At 56.5% G+C, this 22,751-nt stretch carries 16 protein-coding genes; 14 read left to right on the top strand and 2 right to left on the bottom strand.

From position 1 onward, the window contains the following. Positions 1-65: 65 nt before the first annotated feature. Entirely contained in the window at positions 66-2,327 is a 2,262-nt protein-coding gene (locus ABD890_RS08540; RefSeq protein ID WP_345087852.1) for a TolC family protein, read from the bottom strand. Between the two features lie 448 nt (positions 2,328-2,775). Here ABD890_RS08540 and ABD890_RS08535 point away from each other — a divergent pair, with 448 nt between their 5' ends. From ABD890_RS08535 to ABD890_RS08470, 14 genes are all read left to right on the top strand, one after another. Further along, positions 2,776-3,117 (top strand): hypothetical protein, encoded by a 342-nt coding sequence (locus ABD890_RS08535; protein ID WP_345087850.1) that lies wholly within the window; start codon positions 2,776-2,778, stop codon positions 3,115-3,117. A 4-nt stretch (positions 3,118-3,121) separates the two neighbouring features. After that, positions 3,122-3,808 (top strand): sigma-70 family RNA polymerase sigma factor, encoded by a 687-nt coding sequence (locus ABD890_RS08530; RefSeq protein ID WP_345087848.1) that lies wholly within the window; start codon positions 3,122-3,124, stop codon positions 3,806-3,808. A gap of 206 nt (positions 3,809-4,014) precedes the next feature. Continuing rightward, positions 4,015-5,142 (top strand): type VI secretion system protein TssA, encoded by a 1,128-nt coding sequence (gene tssA / locus ABD890_RS08525; RefSeq protein WP_345087846.1) that lies wholly within the window; start codon positions 4,015-4,017, stop codon positions 5,140-5,142. A 175-nt stretch (positions 5,143-5,317) separates the two neighbouring features. Continuing rightward, positions 5,318-5,845: a type VI secretion system contractile sheath small subunit gene (tssB, locus tag ABD890_RS08520; protein WP_345087844.1), complete on the top strand. Its 528-nt coding sequence runs from the start codon at positions 5,318-5,320 to the stop codon at positions 5,843-5,845. 2 nt (positions 5,846-5,847) lie between these two features. Further along, positions 5,848-7,341: a type VI secretion system contractile sheath large subunit gene (tssC, locus tag ABD890_RS08515; RefSeq protein ID WP_345087842.1), complete on the top strand. Its 1,494-nt coding sequence runs from the start codon at positions 5,848-5,850 to the stop codon at positions 7,339-7,341. A gap of 89 nt (positions 7,342-7,430) precedes the next feature. Then, positions 7,431-9,023, top strand: coding sequence for a type VI secretion system contractile sheath large subunit (gene tssC, locus ABD890_RS08510; protein WP_345087840.1), 1,593 nt, complete (start codon positions 7,431-7,433; stop codon positions 9,021-9,023). Between the two features lie 44 nt (positions 9,024-9,067). Continuing rightward, positions 9,068-9,862, top strand: coding sequence for a type VI secretion system accessory protein TagJ (locus ABD890_RS08505; protein ID WP_345087838.1), 795 nt, complete (start codon positions 9,068-9,070; stop codon positions 9,860-9,862). A 23-nt stretch (positions 9,863-9,885) separates the two neighbouring features. Then, the gene (tssE, locus tag ABD890_RS08500) at positions 9,886-10,380 is read left to right on the top strand and encodes a type VI secretion system baseplate subunit TssE (RefSeq protein ID WP_345087836.1); all 495 of its coding nucleotides are present in this window, start codon (positions 9,886-9,888) and stop codon (positions 10,378-10,380) included. Continuing rightward, positions 10,377-12,209: a type VI secretion system baseplate subunit TssF gene (gene tssF, locus ABD890_RS08495; RefSeq protein WP_345087834.1), complete on the top strand. Its 1,833-nt coding sequence runs from the start codon at positions 10,377-10,379 to the stop codon at positions 12,207-12,209. The genes tssE and tssF overlap by 4 nt, the downstream gene beginning before the upstream one ends. Further along, positions 12,173-13,300 carry a type VI secretion system baseplate subunit TssG gene (gene tssG, locus ABD890_RS08490; protein ID WP_345087832.1) on the top strand — a complete coding sequence of 376 codons (1,128 nt, stop codon included), beginning with the start codon at positions 12,173-12,175 and terminating at the stop codon, positions 13,298-13,300. Before tssF ends, tssG begins: the two co-directional genes overlap by 37 nt. A gap of 96 nt (positions 13,301-13,396) precedes the next feature. Beyond that, positions 13,397-16,093 carry a type VI secretion system ATPase TssH gene (gene tssH, locus ABD890_RS08485; RefSeq protein ID WP_345087830.1) on the top strand — a complete coding sequence of 899 codons (2,697 nt, stop codon included), beginning with the start codon at positions 13,397-13,399 and terminating at the stop codon, positions 16,091-16,093. A 297-nt stretch (positions 16,094-16,390) separates the two neighbouring features. After that, the gene (locus ABD890_RS08480) at positions 16,391-18,421 is read left to right on the top strand and encodes an efflux RND transporter periplasmic adaptor subunit (RefSeq protein ID WP_345087828.1); all 2,031 of its coding nucleotides are present in this window, start codon (positions 16,391-16,393) and stop codon (positions 18,419-18,421) included. 33 nt (positions 18,422-18,454) lie between these two features. Continuing rightward, positions 18,455-19,339, top strand: a complete 885-nt coding sequence (locus ABD890_RS08475; RefSeq protein WP_345087826.1) for an efflux RND transporter periplasmic adaptor subunit — start codon at positions 18,455-18,457, stop codon at positions 19,337-19,339. A 19-nt stretch (positions 19,340-19,358) separates the two neighbouring features. Then, complete coding sequence (locus tag ABD890_RS08470) at positions 19,359-21,572, top strand: hypothetical protein (RefSeq protein ID WP_345087824.1); 2,214 nt, start codon at positions 19,359-19,361, stop codon at positions 21,570-21,572. On the opposite strand, the gene ABD890_RS08465 is transcribed toward ABD890_RS08470, so the two are convergent. Further along, positions 21,569-22,510: a hypothetical protein gene (locus ABD890_RS08465; RefSeq protein WP_345087822.1), complete on the bottom strand. Its 942-nt coding sequence runs from the start codon at positions 22,508-22,510 to the stop codon at positions 21,569-21,571. The two genes, ABD890_RS08470 and ABD890_RS08465, sit on opposite strands and share 4 nt — an antisense overlap. Between the last annotated feature and the right edge of the window lie 241 nt (positions 22,511-22,751).

The raw sequence follows: 22,751 nt of genomic DNA, 5'->3' as shown, positions 1-22,751 counted from the left end.
TCCTTGGAGATCGACTCGTCGTCGAATTGGTGTCGCACATCACAACCGTTCAAGGTGACGTGCGCTTAGTGCAGCCAGATCGAATCTTTTGGCGTGTCGTTGCCGAACGTAATGTTCCGGGGCGGACCGTTGGCCGGGGCTCGGATAATCGGAGCTTCCGCCATCCGTTCAACCGGTGCCAAAGTATGACTGGTTGGCTGAACGGTAGCGGCGAGTGGTTTCGGTTTCGAGGCGGTCCGCAATGGATTGTGCGGTCGTGGAAGTGATCCGGTTGGCAGCACGGGGGCCGCGTCGATTTCTGCCGGGGTTGGCAAGTCGAGCGGAGCCTGCTTCGGCGTGATGTCGTTGTTCTGCGGTTTGGCAACCAGCGTGTTGTCCATCTTGGTTGGCTGGCCGATCACCGCTTTGTTGATGATGAAGTCGGAATGGGCTCGACGCTTGTTCAAGTCACGCATCAAGGCATCGTTATAAGCCTTCTGCGGCCATGGGCCTTCCGCCAACGAGACCTGGTAGAACTCGAGCAGCGAGCCCTTTTCGTAGTGGACGTTCTTAATCGCCAGGGCGTAGTCAATACGGGCCTGATTGAACAAGGCACTCGAATCGATCACGCGTCGTTGGGCTTCCAGCAGCAAGTCGATCGGCGCCTTGCCCGCTTCATAGCTGGCACGAACCGTGGCCTCTTGAGCGTTGGCTGCTTCACGTCGATTGAACAGCAGTTCCATGATCTCGTACGCACGGGTAATTTCGGCGTATGAATTCGACAGACCGTACATGATCTGCTTTTCTTCTTCGTCCAGAATCGCCTTGGCCCGGGCCAAGGCCAGTTCGCTGCTGCGGACAGCCGAGTGGGCCCGGCGGAAACCGATGGGCATCTCGAATTCAACACCGAGTTGATACTCGGCGAAGTCACCGTCGGTCAGGCTCTGCAAGGCACCTGATTCGCCTGGAATGCTGCTTTGATCCGAAAGGGTCGGGCCAAAGCCTCGCTGGCGATACCGGGCAACCAGGTCGAGGTTGGGCATCAGGAAGTTGCGGTTGGCCAACAGTTCCAGCTCACGCTGCTTGATGACCCACTTCTGACGACGAAGTTCCGGACGACGTGCGAGCGCTTCGGTTGCGATGGCCGACCAGTCGAAGTTCACCTTGGCGACGGGAGCTTCGGTAACGGGGCGAATCAAACGGCCATTGGTTTGCGTCAGACCCATCATGAAACGAAGTCGACGTTCCGCCACGCGGACGCCACCTGGGTTGTTGAACGTACCACCTTCCGAACCATTGTGACCGCGGGTGCGTTCCACAAGGCGGCCATGCAACGCGTTGACCACTTCGACCTGGAAGCGGAAGTATTGTTCGCGGGCCTGGGCTTCGGTATCGGCCGACTTCTTATCGGCTTGAACGTTCGCGTAAGCCTTCTTCCAGACTTCGAGCACGTTGTTACGTGCATTGATTTTGACGTCGAGATCGCGATAGGCGAAGAACAAGTCCCAATAGGCGTTCTCGACATCGCTCACCAGGTTTCGCACCGCGATCTCGAAGTCGGCCAGGCTGATGTCGGTTCGCGTGCGTGCGATCAGCACACCGTTGGCAAAGCCCGGTTCGCCGTTGGGACCGGCGATCCGATTGAACTGCACGCCTGCACCTTGTAGCAAAGGCTGGCGGACTTCGGCGTCGATGTAGGTATCCCAACCGGCGCTGAAGATCTTTTGCGGGTTGTTGTTGTAGTCGTACTGGGTAACGCTGCGCAAGCTGACCAAACCACCGGTCGCGTTCCGCTTGCTCAGATTCACCTGATAGTTGTGCAGGTCTTGCTGGAAGAAACCATTCTCGCCGACGGTGAAGTTATTGATTCGGCGATCGTTCGATTCAAAGTAGGCGCCTGCGCCGAAGGTGGCGTCGAACGCACTTAAAGCGGCTTCTTCACCGAAGCGGCCATCGGTATAGACGATCGCGGGATCGTACATCGAGACAACCGCCTCAGGCGTTCGCAGCACACCGCCGAGATCTTTCATCACCTGCGAGTTTTGCAGAGCGAGCCGGATCGCTTCTTCCAGCGAGAGGTCCCAGTAGCCGTTGCGGAAGTCGATGTTCTCAGGCGTGATCGAATCGGGAGATTCAGGGATTTCCAGCCAGTCGTCATCTTCGCAGACATTCGGGGCAGGATCCTCGATCTTCAGACCACGGTTGGCGTACTCTGCGATCAGCGATTCGTCGTAGGCAGGAGGATCTGGACAGTCATAGCCCTTCCAGCACTGGTGCAGACAACCGCTAAAGCATGTTGTCAGGCACGTGCTGAGGACCACCATCCATCGTGTGTAGCGACGGAGCATCGCTGCTGTTCCCTCCTGGGTCGATCGTGCGGGGCTAACCGTTTGTCCACGGAAGCAAACAGTTATTGGGGGCGATCGGTGCGCGATCGGCTTGGGTTGGATCTGCCGCATAGGTCATTAGCACCACGCTTCTGGGTGAAACCCCACGTTCTTTTTCGGCAGCGACTATCTGCAAACTCAATAAAACCCGTACTTTCTGAAGATCAGAAAGAAACACTACCACCGGCCCAGACGCTAGCGTCGATTGTTTTTGCCTTAGACTCTTCGTAATCGTTAAACTCGGTCGATGACGATAGCGTGACGGCGAAACCTAAGCCAGCTAATTGGAATGGTTTGGTCGATTGGTATACTCACGCTAAGTGGAAGACCCTGGCCGAGGGCAAGCCGAGGTCAAGCACCCGCCAGATTCGCCACGCAAGTTGGTGGATCGGACTCTGAAAAAGGGGACATGCGAATGAATCCGGAACGCTGGGATTCGGAACCGTCGCGCGAGGGAGCATCGGATCAGCAATGGTCGTTGGAGGATGTTCTGCGCCGCACGCAAGATTCCGGGCAAGCGGATGATGTTCTCGAGGTGATCGAAGAACTTCGCAAAAAGAACCCAAACGCTCAGCCGAGCGAGATCGACACGATGACCTATTTCGTGCTGGTCTATCTCAAGCGGCGCTACCCTGATCTGCCGCTGAAGAACGAGAAAGTTCTGACGATGGCCTCGACAATCGCCCAGTCGTTGCTCGAGGACCCCACGGCCGCCGAGCGGATGCGTACTCTTTGGTCTCAATCGAGTTAGATCCATGTCTGCCGACGCGACCCAACTTGAGCAACGCATCCAAGAGAACCAAGGCCTGGTGATCTCACTGGCGAAATCAATCCATCGCAAACTGCCGCCGCAGATCGGTATGGACGACCTGATCGCCTATGGACAATTGGGGCTGGCCGAAGCCGCCCAGTCGTTCGAGGAAGGACGTGGAGCGAGCTTCTCGACATTTGCCTACTATCGTGTTCGAGGGGCAATATACGACGGCATCTCGAAGATGAGCTGGAATTCGCATGCGGCTCGCATGCAGAACAAATACCAGCAGATGGCGGCCGATACGCTGGAAGCGGAGAGCACTCGGGGACAACCTTCCCAGACAAAAATCGAAGAAAATGCCCGATGGCTTGGCAACCTGACGGAAAAACTCGCGATTATCTACCTGGCCAGTCACGGCGAAGATACGCAAGACGCGATTCAAGCGGTTGCGGACGCTCGCGTGGAAAAACCTGACGAGCAACTCGAGAACGAAGAGATCCATCGGCTGCTGAAGAAACTGCTGCAAACCCTGGCTCCGCAAGAGCAAGACCTGATCCGGATGACCTACTACGAAGGGTTAAGCCTCAAGGAGGCGGCCGATCACCTTGGCAAAAGCAAGTCTTGGGCAAGCCGATTGCATCAAGCCATTCTCGAGCGTCTGGGTCGCGTTCTGCGTCAAACGACTTAGTCGTAAGCATTGGCCTGTTAAAGAGTAGCGATTTGCTCGATCGGAATCATTCCTGCTAGTGGGGAGTGCCGAGAGAATCAGAGAGGAAGTTTTTGACGAATATACGGCTGAGCAAATTTCAGCCTTATATTTTTGTTGAAACTCCCATTTTGACACTTATACTTTCGCGGCCATTTCGTTTACCAGTCTGTCCGAGATGAACTGCCATGGCATTCCCACAGGTCCTCGACGTCGAAACGTTGATCAATCCGATCTCGGATGAAAATCCGAGCGGTGTGGAGCTTCGTGGTTCGGAATATGCCAACGAGTTCTTCGACCTGCGCGAGATCTTCAATCAATCGAACAAAGCCGAGCGCGAGCTGCAAACGGCGATGGCCTTTCCGGATGAAGAGTTTCCGGACTTGAAGGACCCGCAGTGGGAAGAAGTTCGAGATCGCTCGATTCATGTCCTGACAAACTATTCGAAAGACGTATCGGTCGCTTCGTGGCTGATTGAAGCCGAGATGCGGTTGGAGGGGATTGCGGGCTTGCGAGATGGTTTCAAAGTGATGCAGGAAATCTGCCGTCGCTATTGGGATAGCATCCATCCGCAGCCTGACGAAGACGAAGGCTACGCCGAGACGGTTTCGCAACTGACCGGCCTGACCAGCGAACGAACCTTCGGCGTGTTGGATGCGTTGCCACTGACCAGCGGTGGAGGGGGGAACTACTCCCTCTTTGACTTCAACGAAGCCAACCGTATCGAAGGGATGTCCACGGAAGAGCGTCAACGGCGAATCACGGAAGGGGCGATCGAACGACACACGTTTGACGAGTCGTTCCGCGCTACGCCACGCGAACACTTTAATGATGTGCTCGAAGATCTCGACACCATCATCGACACGATCCGGGACCTGGCGACTTACCTCGACGAACGTTGCGTCCGCAACTCGTTTGGCGAAGATACCTCGCCGTCGATGACCTCGTTTCGTCAGAAGCTTGAGGCAACGCGATCGACCGTACAACAACTGATTTCCGAGCTTTTGCTCGAGGAAGCAACGCCGGCCGTGGAAGAAACTGCGCAGGAAGGCGAAGCTACACAAGACCAACCCAAGGCGGTTGCGGGAGCGATCCAGTCGCGAACCGACGCCATCAAACTGATTCGCAAGGCGGCCGAGTACTTCCGCAAGACCGAGCCGCAATCGTTCATTCACTTCAAACTCGAGCAAGCCGCGCGATGGGCCGAGATGCCTTTTCCGGAACTGCTCAAAGAGTTGTTGCGTGACGATTCTGCGATGGGGGAATTGCATCGTCGTACGGGCATTCCGATACCAGACGACGAGGGTGGATATTAATGGATTTCCAATAATATCTCTGACAGTTTGATTGTAATCTGACATCAATTCCCCGAAATTGAGGTCAGGTTAAGTTGGGGCAAAAACTTGGCCGGTAACGATGCGTGCTGACCAGATTAGCTGCGAATCCTATTTCACAACGCATTGCTATAAGAACTGACATTGGGGGGAAACGATGGCTGAAAGTTATCAAAAGAGGCTCAATCGCGTCCGCAAGCCTCGCGTCCACATCACCTATGATGTGGAAACAGGCGATGCCATGGAAAAGAAAGAGCTGCCATTTGTGGTTGGGGTGATGGGAGATTTCTCTGGCAACCCAGCCGAAAAGATGGAACCGCTCAAGGATCGCAAGTTCGTTCAGATCGATCGCGATAACTTCGACGACGTGATGAAGCGATTCCGCCCCGAACTGAATATGCGTGTCGACAACACGTTGGCGGACGATGGTTCGCAAATGGCCGTCAACTTGAAGTTCGAGTCGATGGACGACTTCAGCCCAGCTAACGTTGCCAAGCAGATCGAACCCCTCAAAAAGCTGCTCGCAACGCGTGACAATCTGCGTGACCTGTTGACCAAGATCGATCGCAGCGACGACCTGGAAACCTTGCTGGAACAGGTCATGAACGACGCCGGACAGCTCAAGAAATTGGCTGGTGAATTGGGCGTCCAAGATTCAGGTGATGCTGACAAAGGGGATGCATAGTCATGAGTGCCGGTGAACAACAATCCGCTCAAACAGCGGCCCAAAACGTAGAAGCAACCAGCCTCCTGGATGCTGCGATCACAGCGACCAAGCAGACCGAACAGCCTCGCGCGAAAGAGCTGATTCAGACGCTGGTCGAAGAAGCGATGAAGGGGACGGTTACCTTCGACAAAGACATTATCCGTACGATCAACCAAGGGATCGCCGCGATCGACGAAGCGGTCTCGACCCAGTTGGCGACGGTCATGCATCACCCAGAATTTCAAAAGCTGGAAGGTAGCTGGCGTGGCCTGAACTACCTGGTCAGCAACAGCGAAACGGGCGAGATGCTAAAGCTGCGTGTCTTGAACGCGACCAAGAAGGATCTCTCGAAAGATCTGGAACGTGCTGTCGAGTTCGATCAAAGCACCACCTTCAAAAAGATCTACGAAAGCGAATTCGGCCTGGCTGGTGGTACGCCTTATGGCGCCCTGATCGGCAACTACGAATGGGATAACACCCCAGACGATATTGCCGCGTTGGAAAAGATGTCAGGCGTGGCCGCTTCGGCGTTCGCCCCGTTTTTGACCGCTCCGAGCGCAAGCTTCTTCGGGTTCGACGACTGGGAAGAGCTCTCGCGTCCACGCGACCTGGCGAAGATCTTCGACTCGCAAGAGTACATCAAGTGGAACGCGTTCCGTCAGTCGGAAGACTCGCGGTTCGTTACCATGTGCATGCCACGCACGCTTGCTCGCTTGCCTTACGGTGCGGCGACCAAGCCAATCGACGAGTTCGATTTTGAAGAAGTCGAAACCGGTCCTGGTGGTCAGCCAATCGAAGTCGACCACGAAGAATACTGCTGGATGAACACAGCGTTCGTCATGGGTGCCAAGCTGACCGACGCGTTTGCGAAGACAGGCTGGTGCACGGCGATCCGCGGTGTCGAAAACGGCGGTAAGGTCGAAGGCCTGCCGGTGCACGTGTTCAAAAGCAGCGATGGCGACTCGGGTATCAAGTGCCCAACCGAAGTGGCGATCACCGATCGTCGCGAAGCGGAACTGAGCAAGCTGGGCTTCCTGTCGCTCTGCCATTTCAAAGATACCGACTACTCGGTCTTCTTTGGTGGTCAGACCACGCAGCGGCCAAAGCAGTACCACGAACCTGACGCGACGGCCAACGCCGAGATTTCGGCTCGTTTGCCGTACATCATGGCTTCGTCCCGTTTCGCTCACTACTTGAAGGTGATCGCACGTGACAAGATCGGTTCGTTCATGGAACGCGACGACTGTGAACGCTGGTTGAACGACTGGATCCACAACTACGTCTGTGCCGACAAGAGCCCAAGTGCCGAAGTCAAGGCGCGTCTGCCTTTGGCCGAAGCACGGGTCGAAGTCACCGAAATGCCTGGCAAGCCAGGTTCGTACAACGCGGTGGCCTACTTGCGTCCATGGCTGCAGATGGAAGAGTTGACCACCTCGCTTCGCATGGTGGCCAGCATTCCGCAAAAGGCTGGCTAATGCACGCCTGCTGAGCAATCCAAGAGGCACATTGGGGAACGAACTCTATTGTGCCTCTTTTTATATCGACTCCTCTGCGCGATGTTGCCATGCCTGCTGAGTTTCCAACGCAACCTGAAGAGCTCGCCCAGCCTCTGATCGAAGAGGTAACGCAAGCTGTTCCGCAGGATGCGCCGACGGAAACCACCGGGCCGATCTCGATTCTGGACTGGATTGTCGACAGCGAACATGTCGCGGAAGTGGGGCAAACCTCGCATCGCTGGGACGAGTTCATGACGGCGACCACCATCCACGAGCGGCTATTTGCCTGGCTCGGCAAAGTGGATGGGCTCTCGAAAAAGTCGCTCGTAAGAAGGCTCAATGCCGACGTTGCTCAGATCGATCAATGGCTCAACGATCAACTGAATGCGATTCTGCATCATCCTAAGTTTCAAAAGCTGGAAGCCTCGTGGAGGGGACTGCAATATCTGACCGACATGGTCGATGAAGAGGCCGATCGTCAGCAGGTCCATGTTCGCGTGTTGAACGCCAGTTGGAAAGATGTCGAACGCGACATGGAACGAGCGATCGAGTTCGACTCGAGCGAGCTGTTCAAGAAGATCTATGAAGAAGAATTTGGCACCGCTGGTGGCAAGCCATTTGGGGTCATGATCGGCGATTATCACATTCATCCGCAGGCGACCAAGCATCATCCTCATCGCGATATCGACACGCTGCAAGGCCTGGCGGGGATCGCGGCGGCTTCATTCTGTCCGTTCATCGCCGGGGCGAGTTCCTCGATGTTTGGCCTGGACGATTTCAGCGGGATCGAACATGTCGAGAACCTCCGTTCGGGCTTCGATCAGGCCGAGTTCACCCAATGGCATGCCTTCCGCAAATCGGAAGATGCCCGGTTCGTCGGGCTGGTGATGCCGAAGGTACTGATGCGTTTGCCTTACGAGACCTTCGATGCTCGGGCCGACGGCTTTTGCTTCCGCGAAGAAGTCGCCGGACGCGATCGACGAAACTATTTGTGGGGCAACGCTGCCTACGCTTTCGCGGAAGTGTTGATCCGCGCCTATTCCGATTGCGGATGGCTAGCGCAGATTCGTGGCGTTCAGCGAAACGTGGTGGGTGGCGGATTGGTCAGCCGCTTGCCGGTTCACTACTTCGGGACCGATCGCGAAGGGATCGCTCCGAAAGCTTCGACCGATTGTATTGTTAGCGATCGACAAGAGGCGGAACTGGCCAACCTCGGTTTCATTCCGCTGACCCATTGTCACGATACCGAACTGAGTGCGTTCTATTCCAATCAAACGGTTCAGTTGCCAAAGAAGTACGAAGAGGCCGAAGCGACGCAGAATGCGAAGATCTCGAGCATGCTGCAGTACATCCTCTGCACCTCACAGTTCGCCCATGCGTTGAAGGTGATCGCACGTGACAAGGTAGGTACCTTCGAGAGTCGCGAGGCGATCGAACGGTTTCTTAACGATTGGATTCACGACTATGTGACCCCAGATCAGAAGGCGAAGCCCGAAACGAAGGCGGCTCGGCCACTGCGTCAGGCCGAGATCTCATTGCGAGACGACCCCGGTAAGCCTGGCTCGTACCACTGCACCTTCAAGTTATGGCCTCATTATCAACTGGATGACCTGGTCGCTTCGATTCGCATGAAGACCACTATCGAAGGCCGCCGACAATAAACGTAAACCCTCTGCATACTGCGGAATAACTGCGAGAGCCCTCCATGACCATCGGTGAGAAGCTAAAGAACGGACACCTCGACGACGCGATCGACGAGGCGATTGCCGACGTCAAGAAGCAGCCGATGCAATGGGACCTGCGTATTGCGTTGGCTCAACTGTTATGTCTACGAGGCGATTTGCAGCGAGCCGATGGGCACCTGGAAACGGCCCAGATTCAAACCCCCGATGCGATCCTGCGAATCTCGATGTATCGGCAGATGATCCGGGGCGAGATGACTCGGAACGAATGCTGGGACGAGGGCCGTACGCCTGACCTGATGCAAGGTCAGGAGCCGACCCCGCTGATCAAAAAGAACCTGCGATTGCTGTTGGCCCTGAGAGAAGGCAACCTCGCCGAAGCGGCAACGTTGGCTGGCGAAATCGACGAAGAGCGGCCGATCGTCAAGGGAACGTGCGATGGTGTCGCGTTCGAAGACATGCGAGACCAGGACGACCGCACTGCGTTCTTCTTCGAGACGATTACCAGCAACGGCAAGTACTTCTGGATTCCGTTCGACGAGATCGAATCGATCGAATTCCATCCGCCGGAACAGCCGTCCGACTTGATCTGGCGCCGCGCCACCATGAGCGCTTACGGTCAGGAAGGTGACGTCTTCCTTAACGCGCTGTACCCTGGCAGCTCGCAAAGTGAAGACCTGACACAGAAGCTTGGTCAAAGCACCGCCTGGCTTGGGGAAGAAGGGGAGCCTGGTCGTGGTCTTGGGCAGCGAATGTTCTGGCTGGGTGAAGACGAGAAGTCGATCATGGAAATCAGCACGCTGACGTTCAGCAAATAGCCACGGCATTCCAGGGAGTACGCATGTCGAAGGGGGAAGAGGATCAGCCGTTGATGCCGTCCGTATTCGATCGCTTGATCGATTACGAACCGTTCAACGCGCGGGAAACACCTCGTTCGCAAACCCAGACCATGCGTGAGATCCGCGAGTCGGTGATGCGGGATCTCGAGAACCTGCTCAATACGCGTTGGCGTTGCATGAGCTGGCCGCCAGAAAAGGGGACGCTCGATGGCTCTCTGGTGAATTACGGCATTCCAGATTTCTCTTCGATCGATCTCAGTTCGGAAATGGATCTGGAATCGCTACGAGAGGCGATCGAGTTTGCGATTCGCACCTACGAGACACGGTTCGTTTCGGTGGAGGTCGAACTCTCGCCGAAGCTCAAGAAAGAGGATCGTTTGCTGCAGTTCGTCATTCGTGCTGAACTGTATGCCACGCCTGCTCCGGAACCGATTGTATTTGATTCGACGTTGGAGCCTTCGGATCAGTTATTTCATGTGAAACGGAAGGATCGATGAGCGACGAACTGCTCGAATTTTATCGTCGTGAACGTGCCTACCTGCTCGATCAGGGAAAGAGCTTCGCCGAGGCCAATCCGAAGATCGCCAGCCGACTCGGGCTGGGGGGCGACGACTTCAAAGATCCGCACGTTGGGCGACTGATCGAATCGTTCGCCTATCTGAACGCACGCACGCGATTGAAGTTGGAGGACGACTTTCCCGAGATCGCCGCGTCAATGCTCGAAGTCCTCTTTCCGCACTTGCTGCGGCCGATTCCTTCGATGTCGGTTGTGCAGTTCGGCTTGGATCGAGCCCAGGTCGAAGCGTTCGATGGGGTTACGGTCGCTCGAGGAACCAGTCTCGAAACGGAACAAATCGATGGCGATCCGTGCCGTTTTCGGACCTGCTATCCCGTGACCTGTTGGCCGATCGAGATCACCGAAGTTCAGATGATGAGTCATCCGTTCGAGGCTCCGGCGACCGCCTACAATATCGACTCGACGGCGATGATTCGCATTCGAGCCAAGACGTTTTCGACGAACACGCAGCTCAGCCAGTTGAACCTGAAGACGCTGCGGTTCTTCATCAAAGAGCAGGCCCCTTACAAATACGATCTCTACGAACTGCTGATGACTTCGGTCGTCGGTGTGGCTGCCGCTCGAAACCCGAAGGCTCCCGACTTTCAACTGCTGGGGACCCGTTGTATCGAGCCGGTCGGTTTTCAGCGTGACGAAGGGATGTTCGACTATCCGGCCCGATCGTTTCTGGGATATCGGATGCTCACGGAATTCTTCACGTTCCCCGACAAGTTCTTGTTCTTCGATTTCCAGCTGGGCGACTGCTTGAAGAAGGTCAGCGGAGAGGAAGTCGAGTTCTACATCTTCCTGAAAGAATCCAACTCGGATCTCGAACGCCGCCTTTCGGCTGAGACGCTGCGGATTGGTTGTACCCCGATCACGAATCTCTATCGCCAGGAAGCGGAGCCGATTCGGCTGACGCACGAGCAAACCGAATATCACGTCATCCCCGACTCGCGGCGGCCATTTGCCAACGAGATCTATTCGATCGACGAAGTCACGGCGGTCTCGCAAAACAATCGCGAAGTTCCATACCATCCGTTCTATTCGTTCAAGCATGCTTCGCAGGCGCGGGAAGCTGGCACCTATTGGCATGCCACGCGGCGCTCCAATCCTGGCGGACGCGAGACTAGCGACGAAGGAACCGAGTTGTTCATGTCGATCGTCGATCTCGACTTTCAGCCAAGCAGCCAGGCGCAGTGGAGTCTGCACGCCGAGTTGACTTGTTTTAATCGCGATCTGCCCGCGCGACTGCCGTTTGGGGGCGATCAGCCGAAGCTTTATATGTCGGGGCTGGCCCCGGTGACCAAGATCCGCTGCCTGCTGCCACCCACACCGACTCGACGTCCCGATATCGAACAGGGAATTCGCTGGCGATTGATTTCTCACCTTTCGCTGAACCATCTGTCGTTGATTGACGACGAAGAAGGTTCGCATGCCTTGCGAGAGATTTTGAGCTTGTACGACTACGTCAACTCGAATGTCAGCCAGGCCTTTGTCGAAGGGATCAAAGGTATCGAGGGCGAACCATGCACCGCCCGGGTCAAGACACCAAATGGCACGGTCTTCTGCCGTGGGACGCGTGTTCATCTGACCTTCGACTCGTCGCGATTTTCAGGCGGCGGTATGTTTTTGATGGCAAGTGTGCTCGAGCGTTTCTTCGCGCTCTACTGCACGATCAATTCGTTCACCCAGACGGTCATCCATGACGAGACCGGCAAGGAGATTCATCGTTGGGCACCGAGGGCCGGCGAAAACGTGCTGCTGTAGCCAGCCGACTGATGGAGAAGCCGTATCAGTTCGACTTTTTTCAAGCCATGCGAATGCTGGAAAAGGTCGCCCAAGAAGATCCGGCAACGTTCGCCCAGTGGCAACCGGTGGGCGAAGATGGGCCGCCCCAGCGAGAGTTGGTGCAGTTGAAGGTCTTGTGCGCGCGGACATTCCCGGCGAGCGAAGTCACGTCGATCATTCGTCGCCGACCCGACCCCGAGCAGAGCCATGCCGAGGGTGAATCGCCCTTTGTTATGACGACCACCTTCATGGGGCTGTTCGGTGCCCAAGGGGTGATGCCGCTGCATTACACGCAAACCGTTCTGGATCGAGTACGACGAAAAGATTATGCCCTGCGTGATTTTCTCGATTTATTCCATCATCGGATCTTGTCGCTGTTTTATCGAGCGTGGGAGAAGTACCGCTTTCCGATCGCCTTCGAGCGAGCTCGACGAGCCTCGCGAAATCCGAAGCAGTTAGATCTCTTCACGCAGGTCTTATACTCGCTGGTCGGCATGGGGACCGATGGCATTCGCCAGCGGCAGCAAATCAACGACGAAACGTTTCTGTACTATGCCGGGCACTTCGCCCACACGCCCCGGTCGGCTTTGGGCCTGCAGCAGATCCTGGAAGATTACTTCGCCTTCGAGGTGGTCGTGCAGCAGTACGCCGGGCATTGGTTGTACATCGACCCGGCCGATCAATCGCGATTGCCTGACGCCGCCGGCCTGTTGGGCGGCAACAATCGGCTCGGCGAAGAGACCGTCATCGGCCACCGCATGTGGAACTGCGAAACGCGTTTTCGGTTGCGAATTGGCCCAGTCGACTACCAGCAGTATCAGAAGCTGATGCCCAGCGGAGAGCAGCTTGGTGAAGTCGCCCAGCTCACGCGGACCTATGTCGGTAATTCACTCGACTTCGATATGCAATTGGTGCTGAAGAAAACGGAAGTGCCTCCGTGCATCCTGGGAAGCGAAGAGTCGCCTTGCTTCCTGGGTTACAACATGTGGCTTCGTAACGACGAGTTTCAAGAGGACGTCGAAGACGCCGTGTTTCAGCACGCAGGCTACCCCGATAAAAAGTCCGCCTAAGTCGCGGTGAAACCTGGCCGAGAGGTTCTCGGCGCCAGCCTTGATGAACCAATCTGACCGTCATTCAGAGATTCAGTGAAAAGGGATCGACCAGCCATGGCATCCGTGAACTTGAAATCGTTGGTAGGAAAGCTCAACGGAACCTGTCGGCGCACGCTCGAAGGGGCGGCCGGTTTGTGCTTGTCGCGAACCAATTACAACGTCGAAGTCGAGCATTGGCTGACCAAAATCCTGGAAACGCCCAACACCGATCTCGACGCGATCTTGCGGAACTACGAGATCGACGCGAGCAAGCTGCTGGCCGAACTGACCCGGGCGATGGACAAGCTGAAGACGGGCAACGCACGCCCGCCAGCGCTCAGTCAAACGGTCGTCGATCTGGCTCGCGATGCCTGGCTGATTGCCTCGGTCGATTACCTGGAGCCTTCCGTGCGGACAGGGCACCTCACGATTGCCATGCTTTCTGACCGGATCACCGCCCAATCGGTCTTGTCGAGTTGCCCGGAGCTGGAAAAGATCAGCCTGGAAGACTTGAAGCAGCATCTGGCCCGGCTGACGGCCGAGACTTCCGAGGAAGAAGAATCGCAAGCCACCATTGCGACCACCTCTTCCAGTAGTGCTTCCAGTGGTGGACCAGCCAAGCCGACTAAGACGCCAGGACTCGATCAGTTCACGATCGATCTGACCGAGCGTGCCAAGAAGGGTGAGATCGATCCGGTTCTGGGACGCGACGACGAGATTCGCCAGATCGTCGATATCTTGTGCCGACGTCGCCAGAACAACCCGATCCTCACCGGTGAAGCTGGCGTCGGTAAGACTGCTGTCGTCGAAGGTTTCGCGTTACGTGTCGCGGCGGGCGATGTGCCTGACGCGCTGAAGACCGTTTCGATTCGCTCGCTCGACCTGGCACTGCTGCAAGCAGGTGCCGGGGTGAAAGGGGAATTCGAGAACCGTCTGAAGTCGGTCATCGAAGAAGTGAAGTCTTCCCCCAAGCCGATCATTCTGTTCATCGACGAAGCTCACACGATGATCGGGGCTGGTGGTCAAGCGGGGCAAGGGGACGCCGCTAACCTTTTGAAGCCGGCACTCGCGCGAGGCGAGCTTCGCACGATCGCGGCGACGACCTGGGCGGAATACAAAAAGTACTTTGAACGCGACGCCGCATTGGCTCGGCGTTTTCAAGTGGTGAAGGTCGAAGAACCGAGCGAAGACAAATGCATCGGCATGATGCGCGGGCTGGTCGCCACGCTCGAACATCATCACAACGTTCGGATTTTGAACGAAGCGGTCGAATCGGCCGTGAAGCTTTCCAGTCGCTATATCAGCGGTCGGCAGCTTCCCGACAAAGCGGTCAGCTTGCTGGACACGGCATGTGCTCGGATCGGATTGAGTCAGCATTCGACGCCTCCGCAGGTCGAGCATCTGACGCGACAAATCGATCGTATCGATACCGAAGTCGAAATTCTCCGCCGTGAAATGGCTGCCGGTGCCGAAGGGCATGAAGAGAAGATCGCCGAACTCGAAGAAAGCAAAACCAAGGCCGAGGCCGACTTGGCTACGCTGACCAAACTCTGGGAAGAAGAGAAAGCACTGGTCAATCAGATTCGCGAGCTGCAAGACGAACTCGCCGAAGACGATGCGAAACGTCATAAACCGGTTATCGAAGGTGAACCAAAGCCAGAGTTGTTACCGGATGCCAAACGGAAAGAGATTCGTACGGAAGTGAAGAAGCAGCAATCCGAACTGCTGAAAATTCAGGGCGAATCCCCCTTGGTTCATATCTGCTGCGACACGAATGCCGTGGCGGAAACGGTCGGGGCGTGGACTGGGATTCCGGTTGGCCGCATGGTCGCCAATGAGATTGCCACGGTTCTCAAGCTGCAAAACTTGATGGAAGAAAGCGTCGTTGGGCAGTCGCATGCGATGGTGCAGATTGCAGAGAGCATCAAGACATCGCGAGCGAACCTGGAAGATCCGAGTCGTCCGATTGGTATCTTCCTGCTGGCAGGCACCAGCGGTGTCGGCAAGACGGAAACCGCGTTGACGCTGGCTAACCTGTTGTATGGTGGCGAGCAGAATATGACGACGATCAACATGTCCGAGTTCAAGGAAGAGCACAAGGTATCGCTGCTGATGGGCTCGCCTCCTGGCTACGTCGGTTACGGCGAAGGGGGCGTGCTGACTGAAGCCGTGCGTCGCAAGCCATACAGCGTGGTGCTGCTCGACGAAATGGAGAAGGCTCACCCCGGCGTACAAGACATCTTTTACCAGGTGTTCGACAAGGGACACATGAAGGATGGCGAAGGCCGCGACATCGACTTCAAGAACACCGTCATCATCATGACATCGAACGCCGGGACCGATTTGATCATGAGCCTTTGCCGCGATCCGGATACGCGGCCAGAGCCGGAAGCACTGGGCGAAGCTTTGCATGGCGAACTGCTGAAGACCTTCAAGCCTGCCTTCCTGGGCCGGGTGTCGGTCATTCCTTACTTCCCGCTCGACGACGATGTGATGAAGAAGATCATTCGCCTGAAGCTGAAGAAAGTCGGCCGCCGTGTGATCGATCACTATCGAGCAACCTTCGATTATTCCGACAAGCTGGTCGACGCGATCGCGGCCCGGTGCACCGAAGTCGATACTGGAGCTCGCAACGTCGACAAGATTTTGACCAAGACCTTGCTGCCGGAGATGTCGAGCGAGTTCCTGGCCCGGATGGCGGAAGGGGAAGAGATTCGATCGGTCGAGATTGATGTCGATGCCGAAGGCAACTTTGCCTACACCATCGCCTAGCGAGGATCCTGTGGCGATCGATGCCAGTTAAGCAGCCTTCCTGGACTACGCAAATTGTGACGATTATTCCAACGGCAGCAGCACGCTGCCGTTTTTTTGTGTCGCAATCGAACCGATTGTCTGGCGAAGGAAAGGGGAGTCGGGAGTGTCGTGTTTATAGTGAAACGACAGCATCCGCCGCTGCCGGAAAGCCTGGCGATAGGAAACTGTTTGCCGCTTCGGTTGGTTTTCCGGATAATTCCGGCTGGGTACTCTCGTTGAAACGTCATCTGTTGGGGGTGGTTCATTCCGCGAACCATGGAATCTTCGTTGCATCATCAGAACGCACCGCGCACGACGGATGAAGCCCGGCAAAGAATCGAGTCGCTGCTCGATGAAGTTGCCGAACTTTCCGACATGCCTCTTGCGCCGGACGAGTTCTATGGGCAACTGCTCGATCGATTGACGTTCGCGGCAACCGCCCTCGGTGCGGCCATCTGGACGAAAGGCCCCGGCGGGCATTTGATCCTTGCTCACCAGTCCGATCTCGCCTCGGTTTATCCGGTCGGTCAGGCTGCCCACGCGATGAGCGATGACGAAGCCTACCTCTATCAGGTATTCACCGGAACCGAAGCCAAGGCACTCGCCGGTAGTCAGCAGGCAACCTCCCCGTACGAAATGATCGCACTGCCACTAAAGGTGGTCGGGGAAAGCTGGGGCGTGCTGGTGCTGTATCAAAAAGGCCCTGTGGCTCGTTCGGTGCAGCAGACCTATCAACGCATCGTACAAGCTTTCGGCGAAGTCGCTCAGCACTTTCAACAGCAGACGCTGCTGCGTGACTTCCGTCAGCATCAATCCGATTGGAAGCGACAGCTCGATTTTGCCAGCCTCGTGCATACCGACCTGGCGTACGACAAAACGGCCTACCGAATCGCGAACGAAGCACGCAATTGTCTCGATGCCGATCGCGTTGCGGTGTTGTCGCTGCGTGGCAGTCGCTGCCGGCTCGATGCGATCTCCGGCGTCGATAGGGCGCATGGTCGCTCGAACACGGTGCGAACGCTGCAGCGGTTGGCGACCGAGGTCGTTCGCGCCAAGCAGCCTTTGCTGTACACCGGTGAAACCGAATCGCTTCCGCCCCAGGTCGAAGCCGCTTTGGCCGATTACCTGGAAGAGTCCCCCTCGAAGATCATCGCGGTGATTCCCTTGGAAGAGCCTTTCGCGGTCGAAGCCGAGGACGACGCCGCGAAGCGAAAACCATCGCCGCCGATCGGGGCGTTAGTGCTGGAAAGCATCGAACATCTCGACGGGGCGGAACTCCTGCGCCGGGCCGAACCGATGGTGCGACATGCGGCATCCGCGCTGGCCAATGCCCGGACCTATCGTCAGGTTCCGTTTGCTTCCGTGCTCCGTCCACTGGGCAATGGCTTGGCGGTGGTTGGCTGGTATCGTCTGCCCACGACGCTGAAGGTCTTGGTGCCGGTGGTGTGTCTGATCGTTGCTCTGTTTTTGATTCCGACCGATTTTTCGATCGAGGTGCAGGGGCAACTGGTCCCGAAACTGCAGCGAAACATCTTCGCCCCTTCCGACGGTTACGTCGAAGAGATCTTTGTCGCGCATGGTCAGGAAGTCACTCCTGACGAGCCGCTCATCCAGCTTCGATCGAATGAATTTCAATTGCAACGTGCCGAGATTGTCGGCCAACTGCAAACCGCTCAGGCCGAGCTTGATGCCATCATCGTCAAGCGTTCGCAAGGGATGCGGCGTGATCCTCGTGCCGAAACTCGCTCGACCGATACGCTCGAAAACCTTTCGGCCGATCAACTGAAGCTAACCACGCAGATCGAAAGCCTAACCAAGCGGCGTGATTTGCTGCAGAAGCGGGAAGACGAACTGAAGTTGCTCAGTCCGATCCAAGGGCAAGTTCTCGACTGGGAACTGGAAGAAGTCCTCGCGGCCCGACCGGTCAGTCGAGGCGAGCTGTTGATGAAAGTCGCCGATGTGCAGGGGCCTTGGCTCTTGGAATTGGAACTACCTGACAAGCGGACCTATCACGTGGTCACCGCGCAGCAGCAATCGAGCGAGCCGCTGGAAGTTCGATTCCAGTTGGTGAACGAGCCAGGGCAAACCTACCAGGGACTTCTCACCGATACGGCGGCCATCGTCGATCTGGATGAAAACGCCGAGCAACCGTTCGTGCCGCTGCTGGCCGACTTCGATAAATCGCAGATCCCTCACCTGCGTCACGGACTGAGTGTGGTTGGTCGAATTGATTGCGGTCAACGCTCGATCGCCTACGTTTGGTCCTATCAACTGGTGGAGTCGATCCGCCGCTTCCTGTTCTGGTAACTGTTCCCGCTTACGACAAAACGAGAACGCGTCATGCCTTGGATTGCCTCTCATTCGCTTCGCACTTTAGGTCTTCTTTGCACGTTGATCCCACTGGTCAACGTGGAAGCGGCAGAGATCGAAGTGGCGGCTACACTGCTCAAGATCATCGAATCGGTCGAGATCCCGGCGCAGCAGTCGGGCGTCTTGAAGTCGGTCACCGCCCAGGAAGGTTCGATCGTCGATCGCGGTCAGGTGATCGCCAAGATCGACGACGACGAGAAGCGGATGGAGGTCGAGAAGGCACGCGTTGATTTTGATATCGCGAAACGTGAATCCGAGAACGACGTCAACATTCGTTTCGCGCGGAAGAGCCTGGAAGTCGCTTCGGCGGAACTTTCACGTTCGGAAGACGCACTCGCGATCGCCGAAAAAAGCGTTTCGCAAACCGAGATGGACCGCCTGCGGCTAGTCGTCGAGAAGAGTCGTCTGGAGATTGAACAGTCGGAAGAGAAAATCGCCATTGCCAAACTGACTGCGCAACTGCGTGATGCTGAAATGCGAATCGTGCAGACTCAGTTGAAAAAGCATGCGATTGTCTCACCGATCGAGGGCATGGTGGTCGCCGTGTTTCGCCGCGAAGGAGAATGGGTACAGACCAGCGATTCGGTCGTGAAAGTCGTGCGGATCGATCGATTGCGGGCCGAAGGTTTTATTCGCAACGAAGAGGCGATGATTGATCTGATCGGAACGCCGGCGACGGTGCGTGTCGAGATTCCGAATCAAGAGCCGATCGAAGTCACCGGGAAGGTTACCTTTGTCGATCCCGAAGTCGACCCGGTCAATGGCCAGGTACGCGTGTGGGTCGATCTCGACAACAAAGATCTGAAGCTCCGCCCAGGCCTGCGGGCCTCGATGACGATTCAATCGAAGTCTTAAACCACGAGGTGTATAGCGCGTGTCGACCGCCGTCGCATCCAAGTTCTCGCTTCGCCAGGGAGTCCGCATCCGGCCCGACCTGGTCTTTGCGCGACGCCAGGAAGCAGACGGCGAAACCTGGATTGTGAAAGATCCGGTCACGCTGCGTTACTTTCATTTCGGATTGGCCGAAGTGTTTGTCATGCGACACTTGGATGGGCATTCGAGTCCTGCGGAAATCCAATCGCTCTACGAAGAACAGTTCGCCCCGCGTCGGATCTCGACGCAAGAGATATTGGGGTTCTGCCATAGTCTGCATCAACGCGGCCTGTTGATCGCTTCTGCGGAGAACCAGGCAGATACCTTGCTGCAGCGGAAGAAGAAGCAGGCCTGGTTCGAGCTGGCTTCGCTGCCGCTGCAAGTCCTTTCCATTCGCTTACCTGGCATCGATCCCGAGCCTTGGCTGAAGGCAACGAGCGGAGCCGTGAGCTGGCTCTTTCACAAGACGACCGTGACCATCGTCCTGCTGTTTGCAGGTCTGGCACTGCTGCTCGGGCTGTTGAATCTCGATGCGGTGACCGCGAAACTGCCTAGCGAGTCGGCTTTCTTTCGGGGCGAAAACCTGGTGCTGTTACTGGTTACCTTCGCCCTGGTGAAAGTGCTGCACGAACTGGGGCATGCCTATTGCTGCAAAGCGATGGGGGGTGAATGCCATCAGATTGGCGTGCTGCTGATGGTTTTCACGCCGGCGATGTACTGCGATGTCTCCGACGCATGGCTCTTTCCGCGGCGCTGGCCACGCATTATGGTCTCGGCCGCAGGGATGTATGTGGAAGTGATTCTCGCAACGATCGCTTTCACGCTATGGTACTTTGCCAACCCTGGGCCGATCCGCGATTGGCTGTTGAATATCGTATTCGTATGTGGCGTGAGCACCGTCGTGGTGAATGCGAATCCGCTGCTGCGGTACGATGGCTATTATATTCTTTCCGATTGGTGGAACCTGCCGAACCTCGGTAGCCGGTCCAGCGAAGCATTGTGGACGCCGTTTCGCAATTGGTTCTTTCGGCATCCAGAGGTTGCTCCGCCAGAGCCTCAAGCAGGCTTGCTGCGCACGTACGCGATCTTGGCGATTGTGTATCGAACGCTGGTCTTTGGTTTCATCCTGTGGTTTCTGTACCAGGCCTGTCGGCAGAATGATCTGCTGTCGCTGTGGTATGTGGTGGTAGGCTTGTTCGCCATCGGGCTTCTGCTGAAGCCAGCGATGCGGCTAGGGCAATGGATCGGACGTCCAAAGGGTAGGGGAGACGCAATGAATCGAGCACGTGTCATCGGTGCGGCGGTGGTGCTGCTGTCGATCGTGGCTGGCCTGGGAATGATTCCGATTCCGTCGCGGATACATGTTCCAGCAATCGCCGAGATCGATTCCGATCATCGCGTCTACGCCCAGGTCGATGGTCGCGTGGTCGAAGCCATTGCCCCGCAGGCGCACGTTCAGAAAGGCGACGTGTTGGCTGTGCTGGTGAACGAAGATCTGGCCGATCATCAACTGGTCGTGGAAGGGGAGATCGAACTCCAGCGACAACATCTAGAGAGTCTCAAGCTTCGCTCGAACAACAGTCCCGAGGCTGCCGCCCAGATCCCAACGGCCGAAGCGGCACTTACCGATCTGCAACAGCGACGCGAGGTGATCCTGCGCGAGCAAGGCAATCTTTCCGTGAAAGCCCCGGTCGACGGCATGGTGATCGCACCTCCGTATAAGATCGAACGAGGAAGTTCCGATCGCTTTCTTTCGCACTGGACCGGCAGCCCGCTCGATCCTGCAAATCGTGGTTGCCTGCTCGAACGAGGCGAGTTGCTTTGCTTGATCGGTGATGCTGAAGCGGTTCAAGCTCGGCTGCTGATTCACCAAGATCAGATCGAATTGATTCGCGAAGGGGACCCTGTTTCGATCTTGTTCGATGGAACTTCGACCCACAGTCTCAGCGGAACGATAAGCGATATCTCGACCGATCAATCGACCGATGTGCCACGCAATTTGAGCTCGCAAGAGTCGCTTGGGGGCCGTCGTCGTGATGATGGATCGTTGGCGTTGGAACGTGGTGCGTTTTCGGCGACGGTAACGCTAGACGAGCACGCTGGGCAGAAGGTATTGCCAGGAACGATTGGCAAAGCGGTGATCGTGGGCCGGCCACAAACAGTTTGGCAGATCGTGGCCCGGTTCTTTCAGTTGAACTTCCGCTTCTTCTCTTAAGGGAAGGCGGCGCCGATGCCGGAATAGACGGCCCCGGTATAGATCACACCTTTCCAGGTGAATGGCGTCGTGTGAACATCGTGTGGATTGCAGTCACCAGGGCGGTAATGCCCCAAGGTATAAATGCGTTCGCACGGATGGTAGGCACCCATCTTGTAAGGCAACGTCAGCGTGTTGGCAAAGAAGTGCGCGGTCGAGTAGACCGGCTGCAGATGTATGTGCTGGTTGCCGTAGCGTTCCAGGTTGACTTCTTCAAAGTAGAGCGGGCGATGATACAGCCCTGGGGCTTCCCACATCGCGACCATCGGATACCAGTCGTGGTGATAGCCGTAAGGGAAGTCTTCGGTTGGCTCTTCCGAGAAGATCTTGGCCGCGATGTTGGTTGGCGGCGTGACTTCCTTGCCATCGATGTCGTAGTCGTAGGTTCGGCCGATTCCGAAGTCTTGCGCTGGCTTGCCATCGTAAAGGATCTCGCGATCTTCCGGCGTCAGACTTTTGAAGAAGCTTTCAGGCTTGTTCGAGAGTCGCCCACGATCGTTGGCAATCGCTTGAAGCGAAGCTGGCAGCGGAGGCGAGATGTTCTCTGGCGTGACACCGGCAGCGGTGGCCGGTTTCGGCATGGCCTGGATCGTGATCTGAGCCGGAGGGCTCGGAGGCGTCGACGCGGCTTCCGATGGTGGCTGAAGCAAGGTCAGTGCGGTTGGCTGAATCACCGGCTGCAGGCCGGAAGTTTCTTCGCCCGAGGCCATCCGAATCTGGCTTGGCGTCGACTGCACAGCGGAACGGGAAGGAGAGACAGGCTGAATCCGCAGGCGAGCTCGCCCGGCCGGTTCGGCTGCCAGGACCGAGTTCAGCAGACACACCGTCGCCAGCAAGACCAGACAGGCCCGGCCGAGGGTGTGGAATCCAAGTTTTTGAATCTGCAGAACACTCGGCATTGCGAGGAATCCTCTTCCAGACGCGGCACGCGAAGAAGCCCCTTTCCGGGCATCGTCTCGTTTCCAAGCAGAAACGGGGTTATTGGTTCTTTCGACCCGGCATGACCCTCCCCCATACAATTATGGGGAGAAAACATAGGGACTACCTATTTTTCCCAGACTGTTGTTTAATGGGTGTGTTGAAGGTCCATCGGGCGGGTGGTGTTTTAGGGGGCAGCGAACACCACAAATGCTGAAAACA

This window comes from Bremerella cremea, assembly GCF_039541315.1.
GTDB lineage: Bacteria > Planctomycetota > Planctomycetia > Pirellulales > Pirellulaceae > Bremerella > Bremerella cremea.
The sequence above is the reverse complement of the archived record's forward strand: the minus strand, read 5'-3'. Positions and strand labels throughout refer to the sequence as shown.